This is a genomic window from Flavobacterium sp. GSP27, assembly GCF_003970395.1.
GTDB lineage: Bacteria > Bacteroidota > Bacteroidia > Flavobacteriales > Flavobacteriaceae > Flavobacterium.
This window is the reverse complement of the sequence record NZ_RYDP01000007.1, coordinates 26245-43280: the sequence shown is the minus strand read 5'-3', so window position 1 is coordinate 43280 and position 17036 is coordinate 26245. Positions and strand designations below refer to the sequence as shown.

At 36.3% G+C, this 17036-nt stretch carries 13 protein-coding genes; all 13 read left to right on the top strand.

Features of this window, described 5'->3' with window-relative positions:
* Positions 1-48: 48 nt before the first annotated feature.
* Positions 49-1452 carry a hypothetical protein gene (locus EKM05_RS07860; RefSeq protein WP_126554484.1) on the top strand — a complete coding sequence of 468 codons (1404 nt, stop codon included), beginning with the start codon at positions 49-51 and terminating at the stop codon, positions 1450-1452.
* Positions 1439-2530, top strand: coding sequence for a glycosyltransferase family 4 protein (locus EKM05_RS07855; RefSeq protein ID WP_233590892.1), 1092 nt, complete (start codon positions 1439-1441; stop codon positions 2528-2530). Before EKM05_RS07860 ends, EKM05_RS07855 begins: the two co-directional genes overlap by 14 nt.
* Before the next feature lie 30 nt (positions 2531-2560).
* Positions 2561-3994 carry an MBOAT family protein gene (locus EKM05_RS07850; protein WP_126554482.1) on the top strand — a complete coding sequence of 478 codons (1434 nt, stop codon included), beginning with the start codon at positions 2561-2563 and terminating at the stop codon, positions 3992-3994.
* A 195-nt stretch (positions 3995-4189) separates the two neighbouring features.
* Entirely contained in the window at positions 4190-4579 is a 390-nt protein-coding gene (locus EKM05_RS07845; protein ID WP_233590891.1) for an endonuclease domain-containing protein, read from the top strand.
* Positions 4580-4734: 155 nt separating this feature from the next.
* The gene (locus EKM05_RS07840; protein ID WP_126516625.1) at positions 4735-5610 is read left to right on the top strand and encodes a hypothetical protein; all 876 of its coding nucleotides are present in this window, start codon (positions 4735-4737) and stop codon (positions 5608-5610) included.
* A gap of 1 nt (position 5611) precedes the next feature.
* The gene (locus tag EKM05_RS07835) at positions 5612-6829 is read left to right on the top strand and encodes a glycosyltransferase family 4 protein (protein WP_126554481.1); all 1218 of its coding nucleotides are present in this window, start codon (positions 5612-5614) and stop codon (positions 6827-6829) included.
* A gap of 192 nt (positions 6830-7021) precedes the next feature.
* Positions 7022-8569 (top strand): glycosyltransferase family 2 protein, encoded by a 1548-nt coding sequence (locus tag EKM05_RS07830; RefSeq protein ID WP_199742825.1) that lies wholly within the window; start codon positions 7022-7024, stop codon positions 8567-8569.
* A gap of 2 nt (positions 8570-8571) precedes the next feature.
* A complete protein-coding gene (locus EKM05_RS07825) occupies positions 8572-9564 on the top strand; it encodes a glycosyltransferase family 2 protein (RefSeq protein WP_126463106.1) in 993 nt (330 codons plus the stop codon).
* 21 nt (positions 9565-9585) lie between these two features.
* Positions 9586-10704, top strand: coding sequence for a glycosyltransferase (locus EKM05_RS07820; protein WP_126554479.1), 1119 nt, complete (start codon positions 9586-9588; stop codon positions 10702-10704).
* An 81-nt stretch (positions 10705-10785) separates the two neighbouring features.
* On the top strand, positions 10786-11871 hold the full coding sequence (locus tag EKM05_RS07815; RefSeq protein WP_126554477.1) for a glycosyltransferase: 1086 nt from the start codon (positions 10786-10788) through the stop codon (positions 11869-11871).
* A 6-nt stretch (positions 11872-11877) separates the two neighbouring features.
* Complete coding sequence (locus EKM05_RS07810; RefSeq protein WP_126463112.1) at positions 11878-13230, top strand: O-antigen ligase; 1353 nt, start codon at positions 11878-11880, stop codon at positions 13228-13230.
* A 184-nt stretch (positions 13231-13414) separates the two neighbouring features.
* Positions 13415-14809 (top strand): exopolysaccharide biosynthesis polyprenyl glycosylphosphotransferase, encoded by a 1395-nt coding sequence (locus tag EKM05_RS07805; protein ID WP_126463114.1) that lies wholly within the window; start codon positions 13415-13417, stop codon positions 14807-14809.
* Between the two features lie 252 nt (positions 14810-15061).
* On the top strand, positions 15062-17020 hold the full coding sequence (locus tag EKM05_RS07800) for a putative porin (RefSeq protein ID WP_126554475.1): 1959 nt from the start codon (positions 15062-15064) through the stop codon (positions 17018-17020).
* The last annotated feature ends 16 nt before the right edge of the window (positions 17021-17036 follow it).

Genomic DNA, 17036 nt, shown 5'->3' with positions numbered 1-17036 from the left:
GATGTAAGAATTATTTTAAAATAATCAAAAATTGTAAGTTTAAAAGCGATGAAAAAACTAGGTATAGTAATCACTGATGGCGTTGGATTCCGGAATTTTGTAATGAGTGACTTTTTAACAGAAGCCAGACTCCAATTTGATACTATTATCATTTATTCGGGGTTGCCTATCAGTGCTTATCCTGCGGATTTACAGTCTACAAGTACTATAAAAGAATTGGATGTTTTTGTAGAAGGCAAATGGACCTGGTTTTTCAGGAAATGGAAAGAGCTAGCTCATCTACAACACTATAAGTCTTTTTATGGTATGAAAGACAACCTGGAATCCGGGTATCCCAAAACAATCTCTGCCCGATCTCTTTTAGTCAAAATTATTTATTTTTTTACGCAGAGAGTGCACTCTTCTGCCAGTATTCTGTTTGTAGAAAAATTACAGTTTTTGTCTTTTTCTAAACATAGAATAGCAAAAGGGTATCTTCGATTATTGCAAGAAGACCAACCGACTCATGTTTTTTTCACCCATCAAAGACCCTCGTATTTAGCCCCTTTTTTATATGCAGCTATCCAATCTCAAATACCAGTCAGCAGTTTTATTTTCAGTTGGGATAATTTAGCCTCCAAAGGAAGAATGTTAGGGACTTTTGATTATTTTTTGGTTTGGAGTGATTTAATGAAAAAGGAACTGTTGTATTTTTATCCGAATGTAAAAGAGGAACAGGTAAGAGTGGTGGGAACACCTCAATTTGAGCCTTATGTGATGGACAAATACAAAACAGAAAAACAAGATTTTTATGCTAAATTTAATTTAAAGGAGAGTCAAAAAATAATTTGTTTCAGTTGTGCTGATGCCAGTATCGGAGCGAATGATCCTGTTGTGATTCGGACTATTGCCAATGCCATGCGAGAAAATAAAATAGGAATTCCATGTCAACTTGTTGTACGGACTTCTCCAGCAGAAGAACCAGAGCGTTTTGCTGCGATACAAAAAGAGTTTCCTGAAATTATCTGGAATACGCCCAAATGGATTTTGACTCGAGAGAATCATGCTGAAAGCTGGTCTCAACGCATTCCTAGTGAGGAGGATATCATGGATTTACGTTCTTTGTTGGAATATGTTGATTTGAATATTAACATGTGCTCTACAATGAGTTTAGATTTTATGTTATTTGACAAACCGGTAATTAATACTGTTTTTGGAAATCCTGAAAATGGTTTGTATGATGACCAACGTTTTTTAGGATATGATCATTTCAAAAAAGTAGTCGAGAGCCAATCCGTGACCATCGCTCAAAATCCAACCGAATTAATTGACCAAATCAAGGAGGCTTTAATTAATCCTTTGGCACGAACTAAAGAAAGAAAGGCTATGATTGACTTACAAATAAGCAAAAAATTAAACGGAACCAGTCAGCGTATTGCTACAACTTTATCACAATGGAATGACCGAAAATAAAAAAATAGCAGTGCTTTGTAATTATGAACTATTACCCGAAAGAGTAGGCGGAATGGATTACTTTTTTTGGGCGTTTGACAAGAAATGTGCAGCAAATAATATTCAGGTGGATTGGTTTTTTCCGAATCAGTCCGATCATGGCGAATATGTTACTTTAACGATTTTTGAGAGTGGATATCAATCCGTAGAAAATCATTTTCTTAGTTTTTGTACCACCAATGCAACAGCGTACACGCATATCATTACCCATTTTGTCGAATTATGTACTCCTTTTTTTTATAAAATAAAGCAGTTGAGCGTCGCTAAAATAATTGCCGTGGATCATAATCCAAGACCTCTTTCCGGCTATCCTTTAAAAAAGAGAATCGAGAAAAGAATCAAAGGAGTTTTATTTTCCAGATATATTGCTGTTTTTGTAGGGGTTTCTGATTATACCGTCAAAGAAATTATTCATGATTTTGGTTCTCATTTGAAAAAGAAGACATTGACTATTTATAACGGGGTTGTGCTAGAAAATATTTTACAACGAATGAATCGAAACACATTGCATCCCATCTTTTTGACAGCATCTCACCTACGTGAATCTAAAGGGATTCAGGATTTAATTGCTGCTGTCGCACTGCTTCCTACATCGATACAGAAGGAAATTAAAATTGATCTTTACGGAGATGGGCCTTATAAAAGTATTTTGGTTGAAAAGATGAAATACTATGATGTAACCCATTGTTTTGCTTTTATGGGCAGCATTTCTAACCTGAAAGCGTTATTTTCGGAATATGATTATATGCTGCAACCTACCCACATGGAGTGTTTCAGTTTATCGATATTAGAGAGTTTAGCTGCCAATGTTCCTGTAATCACAACAAATGTTGGTGGTAATGAGGAGGTTATTGTTTCCGGGGAAAATGGGTTTATTTATAAAGCAAAAGATGTTATGGCTCTAAAGAATATTCTTGAAGCCGTTTATTTGGGTCATAAAAGAATTGAAACGAATACCAGAACCCTCATTGAAAACCGTTTTTCACTGGCAAGAATGGTCGAGTACCATTTAGCATTGGTATTAGAGAATAAATCTTAATTTTACACCGTCAAATCCGTTCCCGTACGTATGTTTTTTAATTCCTTATCCTTTGCCGTTTTCCTACCTATTGTATTTGTGTTGTATTGGTTTGTTTGTAATAAAACCAAAAGTGCTCAAAATGCAGTGCTCATTATAGCCAGCTATTATTTTTACTCCTGTTGGGATTGGCGTTTTCTGTTCCTGTTGGTGTTCTCTACGTTTTTAGATTATTATACCGGTATTCGGATAGAAAAGGCCAAGACGGTACGGAGTCGGAAATTTTGGTTTTGGCTGAGTATCAGTGTAAATCTGGGCTTCCTGGGAATTTTTAAATACTATAATTTTTTTGCAGATTCTTTCTCGGAGTTGTTGAATGGGTTTGGGTTACAAACGAGTCCTTTACTACTCAACGTGATCTTGCCGGTGGGTATTTCCTTCTATACGTTTCACGGATTATCATACGTCATTGATATTTATTTAAAAAGAATTAAGGCAGAATATAATTTTGTCGATTACTCGTTGTTTGTCAGTTATTTTCCAATGCTTGTGGCGGGACCCATTGAAAGAGCCACACATTTATTACCACAAGTGAAAGTGAAACGCAGTTTTGACTATCAAAAAGCCAAAGAAGGAATCTTTCAGTTTGCCTGGGGATTGGTCAAAAAAGTGGTAATTGCGGATACCTGCGCTACATACGCCAATGCGATTTTTGATAATTATGAATCCATGAATTCTTTGTCGTTGGTTCTTGGTGCCGTTTATTTTGCTTTCCAGATTTATGGGGATTTTTCGGGTTATTCTGACATGGCTTTGGGAATGTCAAAATTGTTTGGAATCGATTTGCTGCGCAATTTTAACTACCCCTATTTTTCTCGTGATATCGCCGAGTTCTGGCGGCGCTGGCACATTTCTCTTTCGTCGTGGTTTCGGGATTACGTATATATTCCTTTGGGAGGCAGCAGTGGAGGTATGGGAATGAAAATCCGCAATACCTTTATTATTTTTTTAATCAGTGGTTTTTGGCATGGTGCCAATTGGACTTTTATTGCCTGGGGTTTTATTAATGCCCTGTATTTTTTGCCATTGTTGCTCTTGAAGCGGAATCGATCTAATATGGAAACAGTGTCCTTGCATTGGGATTTTGCCTCCATCACAGTTTTCTTTAGCATTATCAGTACATTCGCATTAACTTGCCTGGCATGGATTTTCTTCCGGGTAAAATCGATAGGAGATGCTTTTGAATATATTGGGCGTATTTTTACCAATGGAAATTTTGCATCACAGTATTTGGATAACGAGCGATACAATTATGAAATCATCATTTTAATACTTGCTTTTATTGTTGTGGAATGGAATAGCCGAACGCAAGTGGAACCTATTTCTGGACGCTACAGTTATTTAAAGTTGGGATTATGCCTTGCAGCAATTGTGGCATTAGGAACGTATTCCGATTATAAAGAATTTATTTATTTTCAGTTTTAGTGTGGTATTTTCGTTTTACCCCAACCCTAAAGGGAGCCGAAAATTTAGGACGTTCTTGATTAGTAGGTCGTAGTCTTTCTTTTTCCCACCCTTTAGGGATGGGGAAGGAAAAAGGAAGTTGAGGGAGCCGCATTTTCGTTTTACCCCAACCCTAAAGGAATCTTGAGTTTTTGAAATAAAAATATAGTTTGAGTTATGGATAAAAAAACGCTTCAGTCTGAGAATATGTGGAAAGGTGCATCTCCGAAAATTTTTTCAAATGCAAAGAAATTAAGAGATAATGCAACAGAAGCGGAAGAAAAACTTTGGTTAGCAGTTAAAAACAATCAAATAGAGGGATTTAAATTTAGGAGGCAGCATCCTCTTAGTTTTTACGTTGCCGATTTTTATTGTCATGCCTTAAAGTTAGTAATTGAGATTGATGGAGGATATCATCTGACTGAAGAACAACAGCTATTAGATGAAGAAAGAACAAAGCATATTGAATTTCAAGGATTAAAAGTAATCCGATTTACAAATGAGGAAGTACTAGCGCAGTTGCCGGAAGTTATAGATAAAATAAAAGCGTTTATTGCTGCGGGATAAATTTCCGGTTTACCTTGACCCTAAAGGGAACCGGAAATTTAGAATGCTCTTGATTAGTAGGTCGTAGTCTTTCTTTTTCCCACCCTTTAGGGATGGGGACGGAAAAAGAAATTATTTAGAATAAAACTATAAATACAATACAGAACAAAACAACAATGAAGCAGTTTTTAATTTTTACAGTCAAAACCCTCGTGCTACTATTTTTACTGTTAGTAGTATTGGATTTTCTATACACAACAGTTTATGTACAGTCGTCGAATAGAGGGAAAATTGATTATGTTTACAATTCAGCAGCGCGCGAGTATGATGTGGTAATTTTAGGATCTTCCAGAGCCAACAATCATTTTGTGGCTCCAATGTTTGAAGAAAAAGGATTGAAAACATTTAATTTCGGGATGAGCGGAGGACATTTGTTTGAAGCCTCCCTACTGTTGAAATTAATGGTGGAACGAAAGTATACTATAAAGAATGTGATACTCGAGGCTGATTTGAATTTATCAAATGAAAAGCGAGATGAGGGTGTTTCTTCTCGTTTTCTTCCCTTTATCCATGATTCTAAAACAATCAGAAATCATTTTTTAAAAGAGGCCGATTTTAAAGAATTGTATTACATTCCTTTTTACAGGTATGTTGCATTTGATTCCAAGATTGGGTTTAGAGAACTCTATAAAACGGTATCGAAAGAGCCTACTACAAATTTGGCTCATTTAGGATATTATCCGTTAGTCAAAAAAAAGGGTAACATGAAAAACAATCTGACTAATTTAAAACCGTTACGGAACAAATATTATGAAGAAATTAAACAGCTTTGCAAGGACAACAACATCAATTTGATAGCTGTCATGACCCCGATGTGCACCAATACTAAAGGATTAAATTATTTTGAAAAAGTGCAACAACGCTATCCTGAAATTTACAATTATGAAAATACGGTAGAAGGAGATCAGTATTTTTCGTCCTGCGGGCATCTGAATGATACTGGAGCACGACGGTTTACCAGTGTAATTATAAAAGATTTTTTTAATAGATAAGATGGGAAACGAATATTCAGCAGTGGCTCCCTTTATTTTGGAGAAGGTTGAGGTGAGGAAAATAGCTTTTTTAAGCCCGGAATATCCACACCCAAAAACAGGAAGCTCCGGCGGGATAGGTACCAGTATCAAAAATCTGGCAATGGGACTTTTGGCAGAAGGCTGTTCGGTACGCGTTTTAGTGTATGCCCAAAAAGAAGAAGCTGTTTTTTATGACAATGGTATTTGTATTCAACAAATCAGGAATGTCAAATTTAAGGGATTGTCGTGGTATTTGACCCGGAAAAAACTGCAGAATATTATTGATACTTTATACGAGGATAAAAAAATTGATGTGGTAGAAGCTCCGGATTGGACGGGAATCACCTCTTTTATCTCTCCTAAAAAATGTCCGGTTGTGATTCGGTTGCATGGCTCGGATACTTATTTTTGTCACTTGGATCAGCGGCCTGTAAAGTGGATTAATAAATTTCATGAAAAAAGAGCGTTGAAAAAAGCAGATGGCTTGCTTTCTGTAAGTCAGTTTACGGCCGATACTACGAATGCGGTCTTTGGTTTAAACAAGCAATTTACGATTATTCCGAATGGTATTGATCTTGATGCGTTTAGTCCGGATGATAAAAACAAAGAAAATACGAACACGATTCTATATTTCGGGAGTTTAATTCGTAAAAAAGGATTGCTAGAGTTGCCGTTTATTTTTAATGCAGTGGTCGCTAAAAATCCAAATGCTAAATTGATTTTGTTAGGGAAAGATGTTCCCGATATTATTTCAGGCGATTCTTCCACTTGGCAGATGATGCAAGGAATATTTTCTCCAGCTGCGCTGCTCAATGTGACTTATTTAGGGGCTGTACCATATCAGGACATCAAAAAGCATATTAGTACGGCAACAATTTGCGTGTTTCCTACTTTTGCCGAGGCTTTGCCCGTGTCTTGGATTGAGGCCATGGCGCTGCAAAAACCTATTGTAGCCTCAAATATTGGCTGGGCACAAGAAGTGATTGATTCCGGTATCAATGGGTTTTTAGTACATCCTAAAAATCATTTGGAATACGCAACAAAAATTATTCAACTGTTAGATGATGCTGTTTTGCAAAAAGCGTTTGGTTTAGCGGCAGAAAAGAAAGTGAAAGAAAAATTTAGTAAGGAGAAAGTGGCGCAACAGAGTGTAGTGTTTTATAAAAAAGTTTGTGTTAGGTTAGAATCAGACAGCTAAGTTAAAAAAGCATGACTTCGACTACAATTCGTCTACGCTCAATATGTACTTCCGACCTGATAGAAAGGATTATTAAAACGTAGGATGCTAACAGAGATTAACGGGTCGAAGTGTGGTTCAATTTTTTTATTTAAGATTAATTGAAATTTTTATTAATTACACCCAACGGGTAGATTTAAGTTTAAACGATAAATGGGAAGAATACAATTAAAAGAATATACAACGACGTCAGGTGAAGTACTATTGTATGCCGGTACTCCTGATTTTTCACAATTGGAGCTATTGTCTACTGGAGCAGGCGATATTTGGCATAGTTCTTTTGAGCAGGGCTATAAAAATGCTTTCCCTGAATTGGTCTATCAGACTGCTGTATTCTTTTGGTATTTGAATGATTTTGATGGATTAGATCAATGTGTCAGTTGGAGGATCAATCCCAATGCTTTTGCAGTTCGTAAATCAGTTTGGGACCTCACAAAAGGTTTTGATACCGATTTTGAAAATATTCAAATGCAGGCTTTAGATTTTGGATTTCGATGCAACCGTTTTTTGGGAGGAGTTCCATTATATGTAAAAAATTTATTTACAAATGCGGCTATAGAAAAGGTGATAGTTTCAAGAAGAGATCGTCATCTTTTTTTTAGAAAAAATTATAAAATAAGCCATGCCATTTTTATGATTTACAGATTAGGTTTCTTGAAAATTTCAGAATGGATTACCTTGTTCAGAGTCAAGAATACCTATAAAAAAAGGGACATAACGGCTAGAATTCCTTCTCGGGTGCTTCTTGCTATTCAAGGTAATCCTACAGTAAGTTATATTATACCTACGATGTTCCGTCAAGAATACACCTTACAACTGTTAGATGATTTGTCTAATCAAAACTATAAACCGACCCAGGTTATTGTTGTAGATGCCACTCCCTTGAGCGACAGAGATGAAACGGCCTACGAACAAAAGCAGTATCCCTTTGAATTAAAAGTGATTTGGCAACAGACAAAGGGTAGTTGTAGGGCCAGAAATGAGGGGATTGCTCTATGCACGGGGGATTATATTGTTTTTGGTGATGATGATATTCGGATCCCTGCGGATTTCATCGAAAACCACATTCGGTTCTTACAAACCTATTCGGTTGGAGCCTGCAACGGACTGGATATCCGTGCGGATCACCACCAACAGAATTTAGAGGATTTGGCTCTTAAGTTGGAACAATTGAGTCGACCCCCATTTATTGCGGGCTGTACTCAAATGTTTAGCAATGCGAATTCTTGTGTCAAACGGGAGTTTGTAAATCAGTTGGTCGGTAATGATGTCAATTTTGATGGCGGTTATGGCGAAGACAGTGATTTTGGAATGTCGTTAAGTAAAATCGGAGTAACTGTTTTAGCTAATCCATTTGCTGCTAATTTACATTTAAAACCACCCAGCGGAGGCTATCGTTTTTGGGGAACTCAAGCTAAGATTGTTGGAAAAAAAAGGAAAGCACAGCCCTGGGAACTGGATGCTCCTGTGAAAAACATAAAACCGGTTCCTAGTCCAACAATTATGTATGGGATAATGAAGCATTACAGTCCTAAACAATTGAGAGAGTATAAGTATAAACATTTTACCTATTATCTATTTACGGGTTCTAAAGTTGCTTTTTTGTATCGTTTATTTCGACTTCCTTACAAGAATATTCAATTTAAGAAGTCGGTTTTTTATGCACAAAAATTGCAGAATTTAGGAATTAGACACCAATAACAATGAAATTTTCATTACTAATTTGTACGTACATGCGTGCCGAAGCTTTATTACAGCTATTAGAGTCTGTGAAAGAGCAAACAAAGTATCCAGATGAAATTATGATCATCGATGGGTCAACTAATCAGGATACATCGGTAATGATAGAGAATAATCGATTTGATCATTTAAAATATTTCGTCGTTCCTCCACAACATCGTGGTCTGACTAAGCAACGCAACTACGGAATTGAAAGAGTAGCAGTTGATATAGAAATAATCTGTTTTTTAGACGATGACATTGTTTTGACGGCTACTTATTTTGAAGAACTGTTACAAACGTATAAGGTTTATCCGCAGGCTTTAGGTGTTGGCGGGTACATTATTGATGAAACTAAAACGGAATTTGTTGGTGAAAAGTATCACTCCAAAAGTGATGAATTTTATTTTGATGGATGGAAAAGAAAAGATGGCAGCCGATTCGTGTTAAGAAAAAAATTAGGATTAGACAGTGATTGTCCACCGGGTTATTCTTCCTTATATTCACACGGTCGTAGTGTGGGATTTTTGCCTCCGAGTGGTAAAACGTATGAAGTTGAAATGTTGATGGGAGGTGTTTCCTCTTTCAGAAAAAAGGTGTTTGATACGTTGCATTTTTCTACTTATTTTGAAGGTTATGGCTTGTATGAGGATGCCGATTTTTCTTTACGAGTGTCTAAGATAGGGGCATTGTACTTGAACACTGCTGCAAGATTGTATCATTATCACGATACCGCAGGAAGACCCAATCAATATCAATATGGTAAAATGGTCGTGCGAAATGGTTGGTATGTCTGGAGAACGAAAAATCCTAAGCCAACATTAGAACATCAATTAAAATGGCACACAATTACATTACTTTTGACTGGTATTCGGTTTAGCAATACCTTTACCAGCAGTAGTAAAAAAGAAGCTTTTACAGAGGCAGTAGGCAGAACCGTTGGTTGGTGGAGTTTGTGGATAAGAAAACCAAAATAAGATATAAACAGTATTTTAAATATGAAGTTCGTAATCATTACCCACGTGCCGCATTCGAAAGTGAATAATTTATATTATGCGTACGCTCCATACGTAAGAGAAATGAATGTTTGGGGCAACCATGTAACACAAGTAGTGATTGTGGCTCCTTTTTTTTTAGGTAAGGCGACAGCCATTGACAGTTCTTACCAGCATCAAAACATACACTTTATTCCTGTTCCAAGTTTTGATTTATTATCGATACAAGCTATTTTACTTACTTTATTTAAACTTCCCGGATTGCTTTGGGTTTTATTTAAAGCCATGAAATCTGCTGATCACATTCATTTACGGTGTCCCGGAAATATTGGATTATTGGGTTGTTTTGTTCAAATTTTATTTCCGAATACTCCAAAAACAGCTAAATATGCCGGAAATTGGGATCCTGAATCCAAGCACCCTTGGACCTACGAACTGCAACGATGGATTTTAAGCAACACTTTTTTGACCCGAAACATGCAGGTTTTAGTGTATGGCGAGTGGAAGGGCAGTTCTGGAAATATTAAACCTTTTTTTACGGCTACCTATTCTGAAAAAGATAAATTGGCAGTGGTTCCAAAAGTGTTACAGGGTGTGGTCGATTTTGTTTTTGCAGGTACATTAGTCCATGGGAAGCATCCGCTGTATGCTGTTCAATTGATCGAAAATTTGCATCAAAAAGGGTATTTAGTGCGTTTGCGGCTGTATGGAGAAGGAGTACAACGTAAAGTCTTAGAGGAGTATGTTGTAGCGCATCAGCTCGAGTCCATTGTTTTTTTGAAAGGAAATCAATCCAAAGAAACCCTGCAAAAAGCCTATCAGGACAGTCATTTTATAGTGTTGCCTTCAGAGAGTGAAGGGTGGCCAAAAGTGATTGCCGAGGGTCTGTTTTGGGGTTGTGTTCCTCTGGCAACAGCTGTTTCATGTGTGCCTTTTATGCTGGATTATGGGGACAGAGGGATTTTGCTGGAAATGGATCTTGAAAAAGATATTTTGCAAATCGAATCGGTTTTGAGTAACCAAAGCCTTTTTGATTACAAACAAACCAGAGGAGCAGAATGGTCCAGGGGCTATACGATGGATTTTTTCGAAGCGGAAATCAAAAAATTACTGGCACGTTGATGCTGAGTTTAACTCGTCTCTTTGAGTGGGTTTGCTACTATTGGGCGTAGATTAATATGTAACATAAGTGATAACAACAACATGAGAATCATTCAAATTATAGATTCACTCGAGGCAGGTGGAGCGGAGCGTATGGCGATCAGTTATGCCAATGCGCTAGCGAAAAAAATTGAATTTGCAGGTTTGATCGTCACCCGAAATGAAGGGTCACTGCTCCATCAAATTGATGCGGATGTTTCTTATTTGTATTTAAATAAAAAACACACTTTCGACTTAAGGTCAGTTTTAAAGTTGAAATCATTTGTAAAACAGAATAAAATTACAATCGCACATGCACACGGGACATCATTTTTTACTGCGGTATTACTTAAATTGACGTATCCTAAGATTAAGTTAATTTGGCACGATCATTATGGAGCAAGGGCAAATGAATCAATATGGAATAATTTGATATTATCTTTTTGTTCCTGTTTTTTCTCTTGCACATTTGTAGTAAATCATCAATTAGAAGTTTGGGCTAATAAAAATCTATTAACTAAAAAAAATTATTTTTTACCAAATTTCGCTACGTTTGATGACAACGTTTTAAAAGAAACTATTCTGAAAAGTGAAGAAGGGAAGCGAATAGTATGTATCGCAAATCTAAAACAACCTAAAAATCACATAACAATATTGCGTGCTTTTGCGGAAATGAATTTAATGGAATTGGGTTGGAGTTTGCATTTAATCGGAAAAGATTACAAGGACGACTATTCAGCTATTTTAAAGGAATTTATAAGTAAAAATAATTTAGAAAATTATGTTTTTATTTATGGTTCTAAGACTGACATCAAATACATACTATCTCAAGCAACAATTGGTGTTTTAGCTTCTACAGCAGAGGGGTTTCCTGTAACATTATTAGAATATGGTTTGGCAAAATTATCAGTAATATCAACAAATACCGGGCATTGTCCAATGATTATCCAAGATAATTTTAGCGGTTTGTTGTTTACTCCACTAGATAGTTTTCAGCTTCAAGTTCAATTAGATAAAATGATTTCTAAGGAATCTTTAAGAATTAGTTTTGCACTACATTTGCATCAATTAGTTGTAGATAATTATTCAAAAGAAAAAGTGATCGATATTTTAATTAAGAACTATGAAAAACTATCCGATTCTAAATAGTTACAAATGAAAAACGAAGATCGATCCTATCTCTATTTAATTCTTTTCCATGTGGTGGTGGGTGCATTGGGGTATTTGTTGCCTTTTACAGCAAAAATATACGGCTATTCTATTTTTATTTTTGGAATTTATTATATCGTAAAAAAACAAAACAGAAATAACGAAGCACTGATTGCTGCGGCTTATGTGGTAGGGAGCGAAGTCTTTTTGCGAATGACCGGTGGAAATCCACTCTATGAAATTTCCAAATACGGGGTTGTACTCTTTGTTCTTATCGGGATGTATTACAGCGGTTTTTCTAAAGGAGCCATTCCGTATTGGATCTTTCTATTGTTACTAATCCCCGGTGTTATTATTTCGACTTTTGTATTGAATTTTGACACGAATATTCGCAAAGCGATTGCCTTTAATCTTTCTGGTCCCGTTTGTTTGGGACTGGCTTCTTTGTACACCTTTCGGCGAAAGATTGGATTGGATCAGATGAATACAATCTTGCTGAGCATGGGTCTTCCTATTATTAGTTGTGTGGCATATCTGATTTTTTATACACCAGATTTACAGGAAGTCATAACGGGAACCGAATCTAATTTTCAAACTTCTGGAGGGTATGGCCCCAATCAGGTGGCTACGGTTTTAGGACTGGGGATGTTTATTTTTTTTTCCAGAGTAATATTGGATTCTAAAACAAAATTCCAAATTATAATCAACCTGATCCTTGCGTTAAATATCACTTATCGAGGAATCATTACTTTCTCCCGAGGAGGAATGATTACCGGATTCTTGATGATTGTTTTGTTGCTGGCGTTCTTGTATTTTAAATCTAATTTTGGCGGAAGGGCAAAATTGAATTATATTATCGTATTCTTAGTGTTTGCAATGTTTGTCACTTGGACCTTCACCTCCTTTCAGACGGGCGGCCTTATTGACAAGCGCTATGCCAATCAAGATGCCGCAGGAAGGGCTAAAGAGAGCCAGTTTACCGGCAGGGAGGATGTGGCACTAAATGAGATCAATACGTTTTTGAAGAACCCTATTTTTGGAGTAGGGGTTGGGAAAGGGGTGGAAGTCCGGGAGGATGAAACGGGGATCAAAGTGTTGTCCCACGACGAAATTACCCGGATGCTGGCCGAGCATGGGTCTTTAGGGATAATAGCATTGCTGATTTTGTTTTTTACACCCTTGGTTTTGTACTTGGAAAACAAGTTCAATATGTTTTTATTGTGTTTTGTTGCCTTCTGGTTTTTAACCATTAATCATGCCGCCATGCGTACCGCCGCACCGGCCTTTGTATACTCGTTGTCCTTACTCAATGTGCAGTTGGGATCGCCCAGAAGAACGAGTGTTGTAAAAGAAGAGTAGAGAAGAACCATAAAGAAAGTGGTGCGTATTCGTTTCAATATTTTTCATGGTTTTTTTAGGGAATTCGCAGCTCTTAAAAAAATCACTTTGTTAAAAGTGGATGTTCTTAAAAAAAAGAGGTGCTACTATAAGTTTAATTTGGAACAAAAAAATTAAATTTGCACCCGTACCATAAATACCTATCATGTTTTCAGTTGACAAAATGCATTTTGAAATATCAGAACGAAAGATGATTCTTCGACTTTTTGATGTTCTCTTTGTTTTGACGGCTTTATATGCAACTGGAAAGGTATTTGCTTTTGATTATTTTGAAGTTTCAGCTACTAATTATTACTGGACAATCGTCTTGGCAGTTTACCTAAATGTATTTGGAGCTATTTTTGAAATGTATAATCTTCAGGTGGCTAGCAACGAGTTTCAGGTGTTAAAAAGTACTCTTATTACCGTTTCAACAACTGTTTTAGTCTATTTACTGACGCCGTTTTTTTCTCCGGAACTGCCCTCAAACCGCCTTCAAATTCTATTGTTTTTTCTGGTCGTATTCTTATCGTTGTTTTTCTGGAGGATGTTGTATGTAACCTTTTTGGCCTCTAATCGATTTTTTCAGAAAGCAATCTTGATTTGTGATCAGGAGCAGGTACAGGAGTTGATTTTAGGACTTGAAAATATTGATCCGCATTATAAAATAATTGGGTTTGTTAATCTAGATTCCAGTGAACAACAAATGGAAGAATACCATTATGTGCAGCACATCAAAAGAGAGGATTTGTTCTCTTTTGTGAATGAAAACGGAGTTTCTGAAATTGTGATTGCTTCCCAAAAAACGGGAGGTATTACAGCAGATTTGTACCAACAATTGCTTCATTTATTAGAGGCTGGGAATATTATACGGGAATATACACAGGTATATGAAAGTAAAACCCAGCGCATACCAGTGCAGTACATGTCACGGGATTTTTATCGTTTTTTTCCTTTTAGCCGAAGCAATCAGAATAAATTGTATTTGATTGTTATGCGAATATTTGAAATAACCGTTTCCTTGTCTGGACTTGTTGTAGGCGTGTTCTTGTGTCCGCTTATTTTGCTTGGAAATGCAATAGGAAATAAAGGGTCGTTGTTTTATTCACAAGAACGGATAGGCAAAGATGGGGCGGTATTTAAAATTTTAAAGTTCCGGACAATGGTTAAAAATGCCGAATCGAACGGTGCCGTTTTTACCGCTACAAATGACTCCCGAGTGACGCTTTTTGGGAAATTTCTGCGTAAAACCAGAATCGATGAGTTTCCTCAGGTTATCAATATACTAAAAGGTGATATGGCTTTTATAGGTCCGCGTCCCGAGCGTCCTATTTTTGTAAAAGAAATTGCAGAAATAATGCCTTTTTATGAAACCAGACACATCATCAAGCCGGGACTTACTGGCTGGGCACAGGTCAATTATACGTATGGGGAAACCATTGATGATAGTCTGATCAAGCTGCAGTATGACTTGTATTATATCAAGCACCGCAGCATTTACCTAGATTTGAACATTGCTTTCAAGACCATCACTACGGTGTTGTTTTATAGAGGACAGTAGCTATTATTATTATTATTAGACAGTTGTTTAATGTATCGTTTTGTAGTGCAAAATGCTACGAAAAAGGAGTGTTTCCTGAAAATTTGTGGCTTGCAGGTCCCTTTAAAACTGTCCCGAAAGAGTAAATTGACAGCGAGTAATTTTCTTGTATAACACATACTTCCGTCAGATGTTTTTTTATTTATAGGTTTTTATCATTTATCTTTGCCGAGTTAAAACTGTATACGTAACCGACTAATTAGATCCTGTCAAATGAGAATATTATTTTTATTTTGTTTTTTAGCAGTGCCCATGCTGCTGTTTTCTCAAAAAAATATTACTAATACAGATACTGCCAGTAAATACCAAAGTGCGTCAGATACGGTCAATAAACAAAAAGAACAAAAAGTGGCTACTGTTGATATGTATCGGTTCATCACTTTAGAACGGGATACCACTTACATTGACACGTCTCTCAATATTCAAAAAGAATACAGCCACAACTATTTGCGAAAAGACATTTTTGGACTTTTACCTTTTGCAAATGATGGACAAACATACAATACCTTACAATACGGTTTGACGGATGTAGTTGTATTTCCGGAATTTGGTTTTAAAGCAAAGCATTTTAATTTTTTGGAGGCAAACCAAATCCGTTACAGCTCTGTAGCAACTCCTGTTACCGAATTATATTTTAAAACAACCGTACAAAAGGGGCAGTCAGTAGATGCCTTTATTACCCTGAACACCTCAAAAAATTTAAATTTTTCGATCGCCTACAGAGGACTACGTTCAGAAGGAGAATACATCAATCAGCTCTCAAGTACAGGAAATTTCAGGTTCACCACCAGTTACAACACTAAAAATAAACGGTATTTTGCTAATGCACATTATACCTATCAAGATATTTTAAATGAAGAAAACGGTGGAATTACGACTATTAATGATTTTGAAAGTGGTGATCCAAACTACGATAACAGACAAAGATTTGAAGTGTATCTTAATGACGCCAAATCATTTCTGAAAGGAAAAAGAATTTTTGTGGATCACAATTTTAGAATTAACACAAAAAAAGGAGACAATAACGCGTATCTCACGCATCAGTTTAATTACGAAAATAAGTTCTTTGAATACAATCAGGCCACAGTAGCATCTGCCGTAGGAGGGGCAATAGTTGACCGGTTTGGGGACTCTTTTGCAAACAGCGGGATCAATGATCAAACTCGTTACAACAAGATGTACAATAGAATTGGTTTGATTTATGAAAATACAACATTGGGTAAATTTCAGTTTTTTGCTGACGATTTCAGATCTAATTATTATTACAATCAGATCCTAATATTTGATGCGAAAACAGTCCCAAGTTTCTTGAGCCAGAACATTAATAGTGCCGGAGGTCAATATGAATACCGAAAAAACAATTGGAACGGTATTTTTTCTTATTCCAGATCCATTACCAACCAGTCGCTTTCAAATTTAGATGCTAAATTGAAGTATGAGCTCACTGATGAAATTCAATTTGCATTTCAGTATCAAAACATAAACAAACTACCCAATAACAATTACAATCTGCACCAGAGCAGTTACGTGCAGTACAACTGGTCTAATGATTTTAAGAATGAAAAAATAAACACAATAAAAGCTAATGCCATTTCTCCTTGGCTAGATGCGGAATTGCAGTTTTCAGTGTTGAATGATCATTTGTATTTTACCGAAGCATCAACTGCGCAGCAAAAAACAGTTAACACACAAATTGTTGCGCCGGCACAATACAATAGCACAATAAATTATGTATCGATCAAAATCAGCAGAGAATTAAAATTTGGAAAATTTGCGTTAGATAATACAGTTTTATATCAAAAAACAGAACAACAAGATGCCATCTTGAACGTGCCTGAAATTGTAACGCGAAATACGTTTTACTACTCGAATTTTTTGTTTAAAAAAGCCTTATTTCTGCAAACAGGGATTTCTCTCAATTACTTTTCCAGTTATTATGCCAATGAATACAATCCGGTCATAGGAGAATTTTTTGTGCAAAAAGACAAAAAAATTGGCAATCATCCTAACCTTGATTTTTTTATCAATGCAAAAATTCAAAGAACAAGGATCTATTTGAAAGCGGAACATTTTAATTCGGCACTCACCGGCAATGATTTTTATGCCTCCCCCAATAATCCATCGCGTGATTTTACGATCCGATTTGGTTTAATTTGGAACTTCTTTAATTAATAGCTCTTTAAAATTT

Coding starts and splice junctions, on each gene's coding strand:
- EKM05_RS07860 (WP_126554484.1), top strand. CDS start 49: ATGAAAAAACTAGGTATAGTAATCACTGATGGCGTTGGATTCCGGAAT.
- EKM05_RS07855 (WP_233590892.1), top strand. CDS start 1,439: ATGACCGAAAATAAAAAAATAGCAGTGCTTTGTAATTATGAACTATTA.
- EKM05_RS07850 (WP_126554482.1), top strand. CDS start 2,561: ATGTTTTTTAATTCCTTATCCTTTGCCGTTTTCCTACCTATTGTATTT.
- EKM05_RS07845 (WP_233590891.1), top strand. CDS start 4,190: ATGGATAAAAAAACGCTTCAGTCTGAGAATATGTGGAAAGGTGCATCT.
- EKM05_RS07840 (WP_126516625.1), top strand. CDS start 4,735: ATGAAGCAGTTTTTAATTTTTACAGTCAAAACCCTCGTGCTACTATTT.
- EKM05_RS07835 (WP_126554481.1), top strand. CDS start 5,612: ATGGGAAACGAATATTCAGCAGTGGCTCCCTTTATTTTGGAGAAGGTT.
- EKM05_RS07830 (WP_199742825.1), top strand. CDS start 7,022: ATGGGAAGAATACAATTAAAAGAATATACAACGACGTCAGGTGAAGTA.
- EKM05_RS07825 (WP_126463106.1), top strand. CDS start 8,572: ATGAAATTTTCATTACTAATTTGTACGTACATGCGTGCCGAAGCTTTA.
- EKM05_RS07820 (WP_126554479.1), top strand. CDS start 9,586: ATGAAGTTCGTAATCATTACCCACGTGCCGCATTCGAAAGTGAATAAT.
- EKM05_RS07815 (WP_126554477.1), top strand. CDS start 10,786: ATGAGAATCATTCAAATTATAGATTCACTCGAGGCAGGTGGAGCGGAG.
- EKM05_RS07810 (WP_126463112.1), top strand. CDS start 11,878: ATGAAAAACGAAGATCGATCCTATCTCTATTTAATTCTTTTCCATGTG.
- EKM05_RS07805 (WP_126463114.1), top strand. CDS start 13,415: ATGTTTTCAGTTGACAAAATGCATTTTGAAATATCAGAACGAAAGATG.
- EKM05_RS07800 (WP_126554475.1), top strand. CDS start 15,062: ATGAGAATATTATTTTTATTTTGTTTTTTAGCAGTGCCCATGCTGCTG.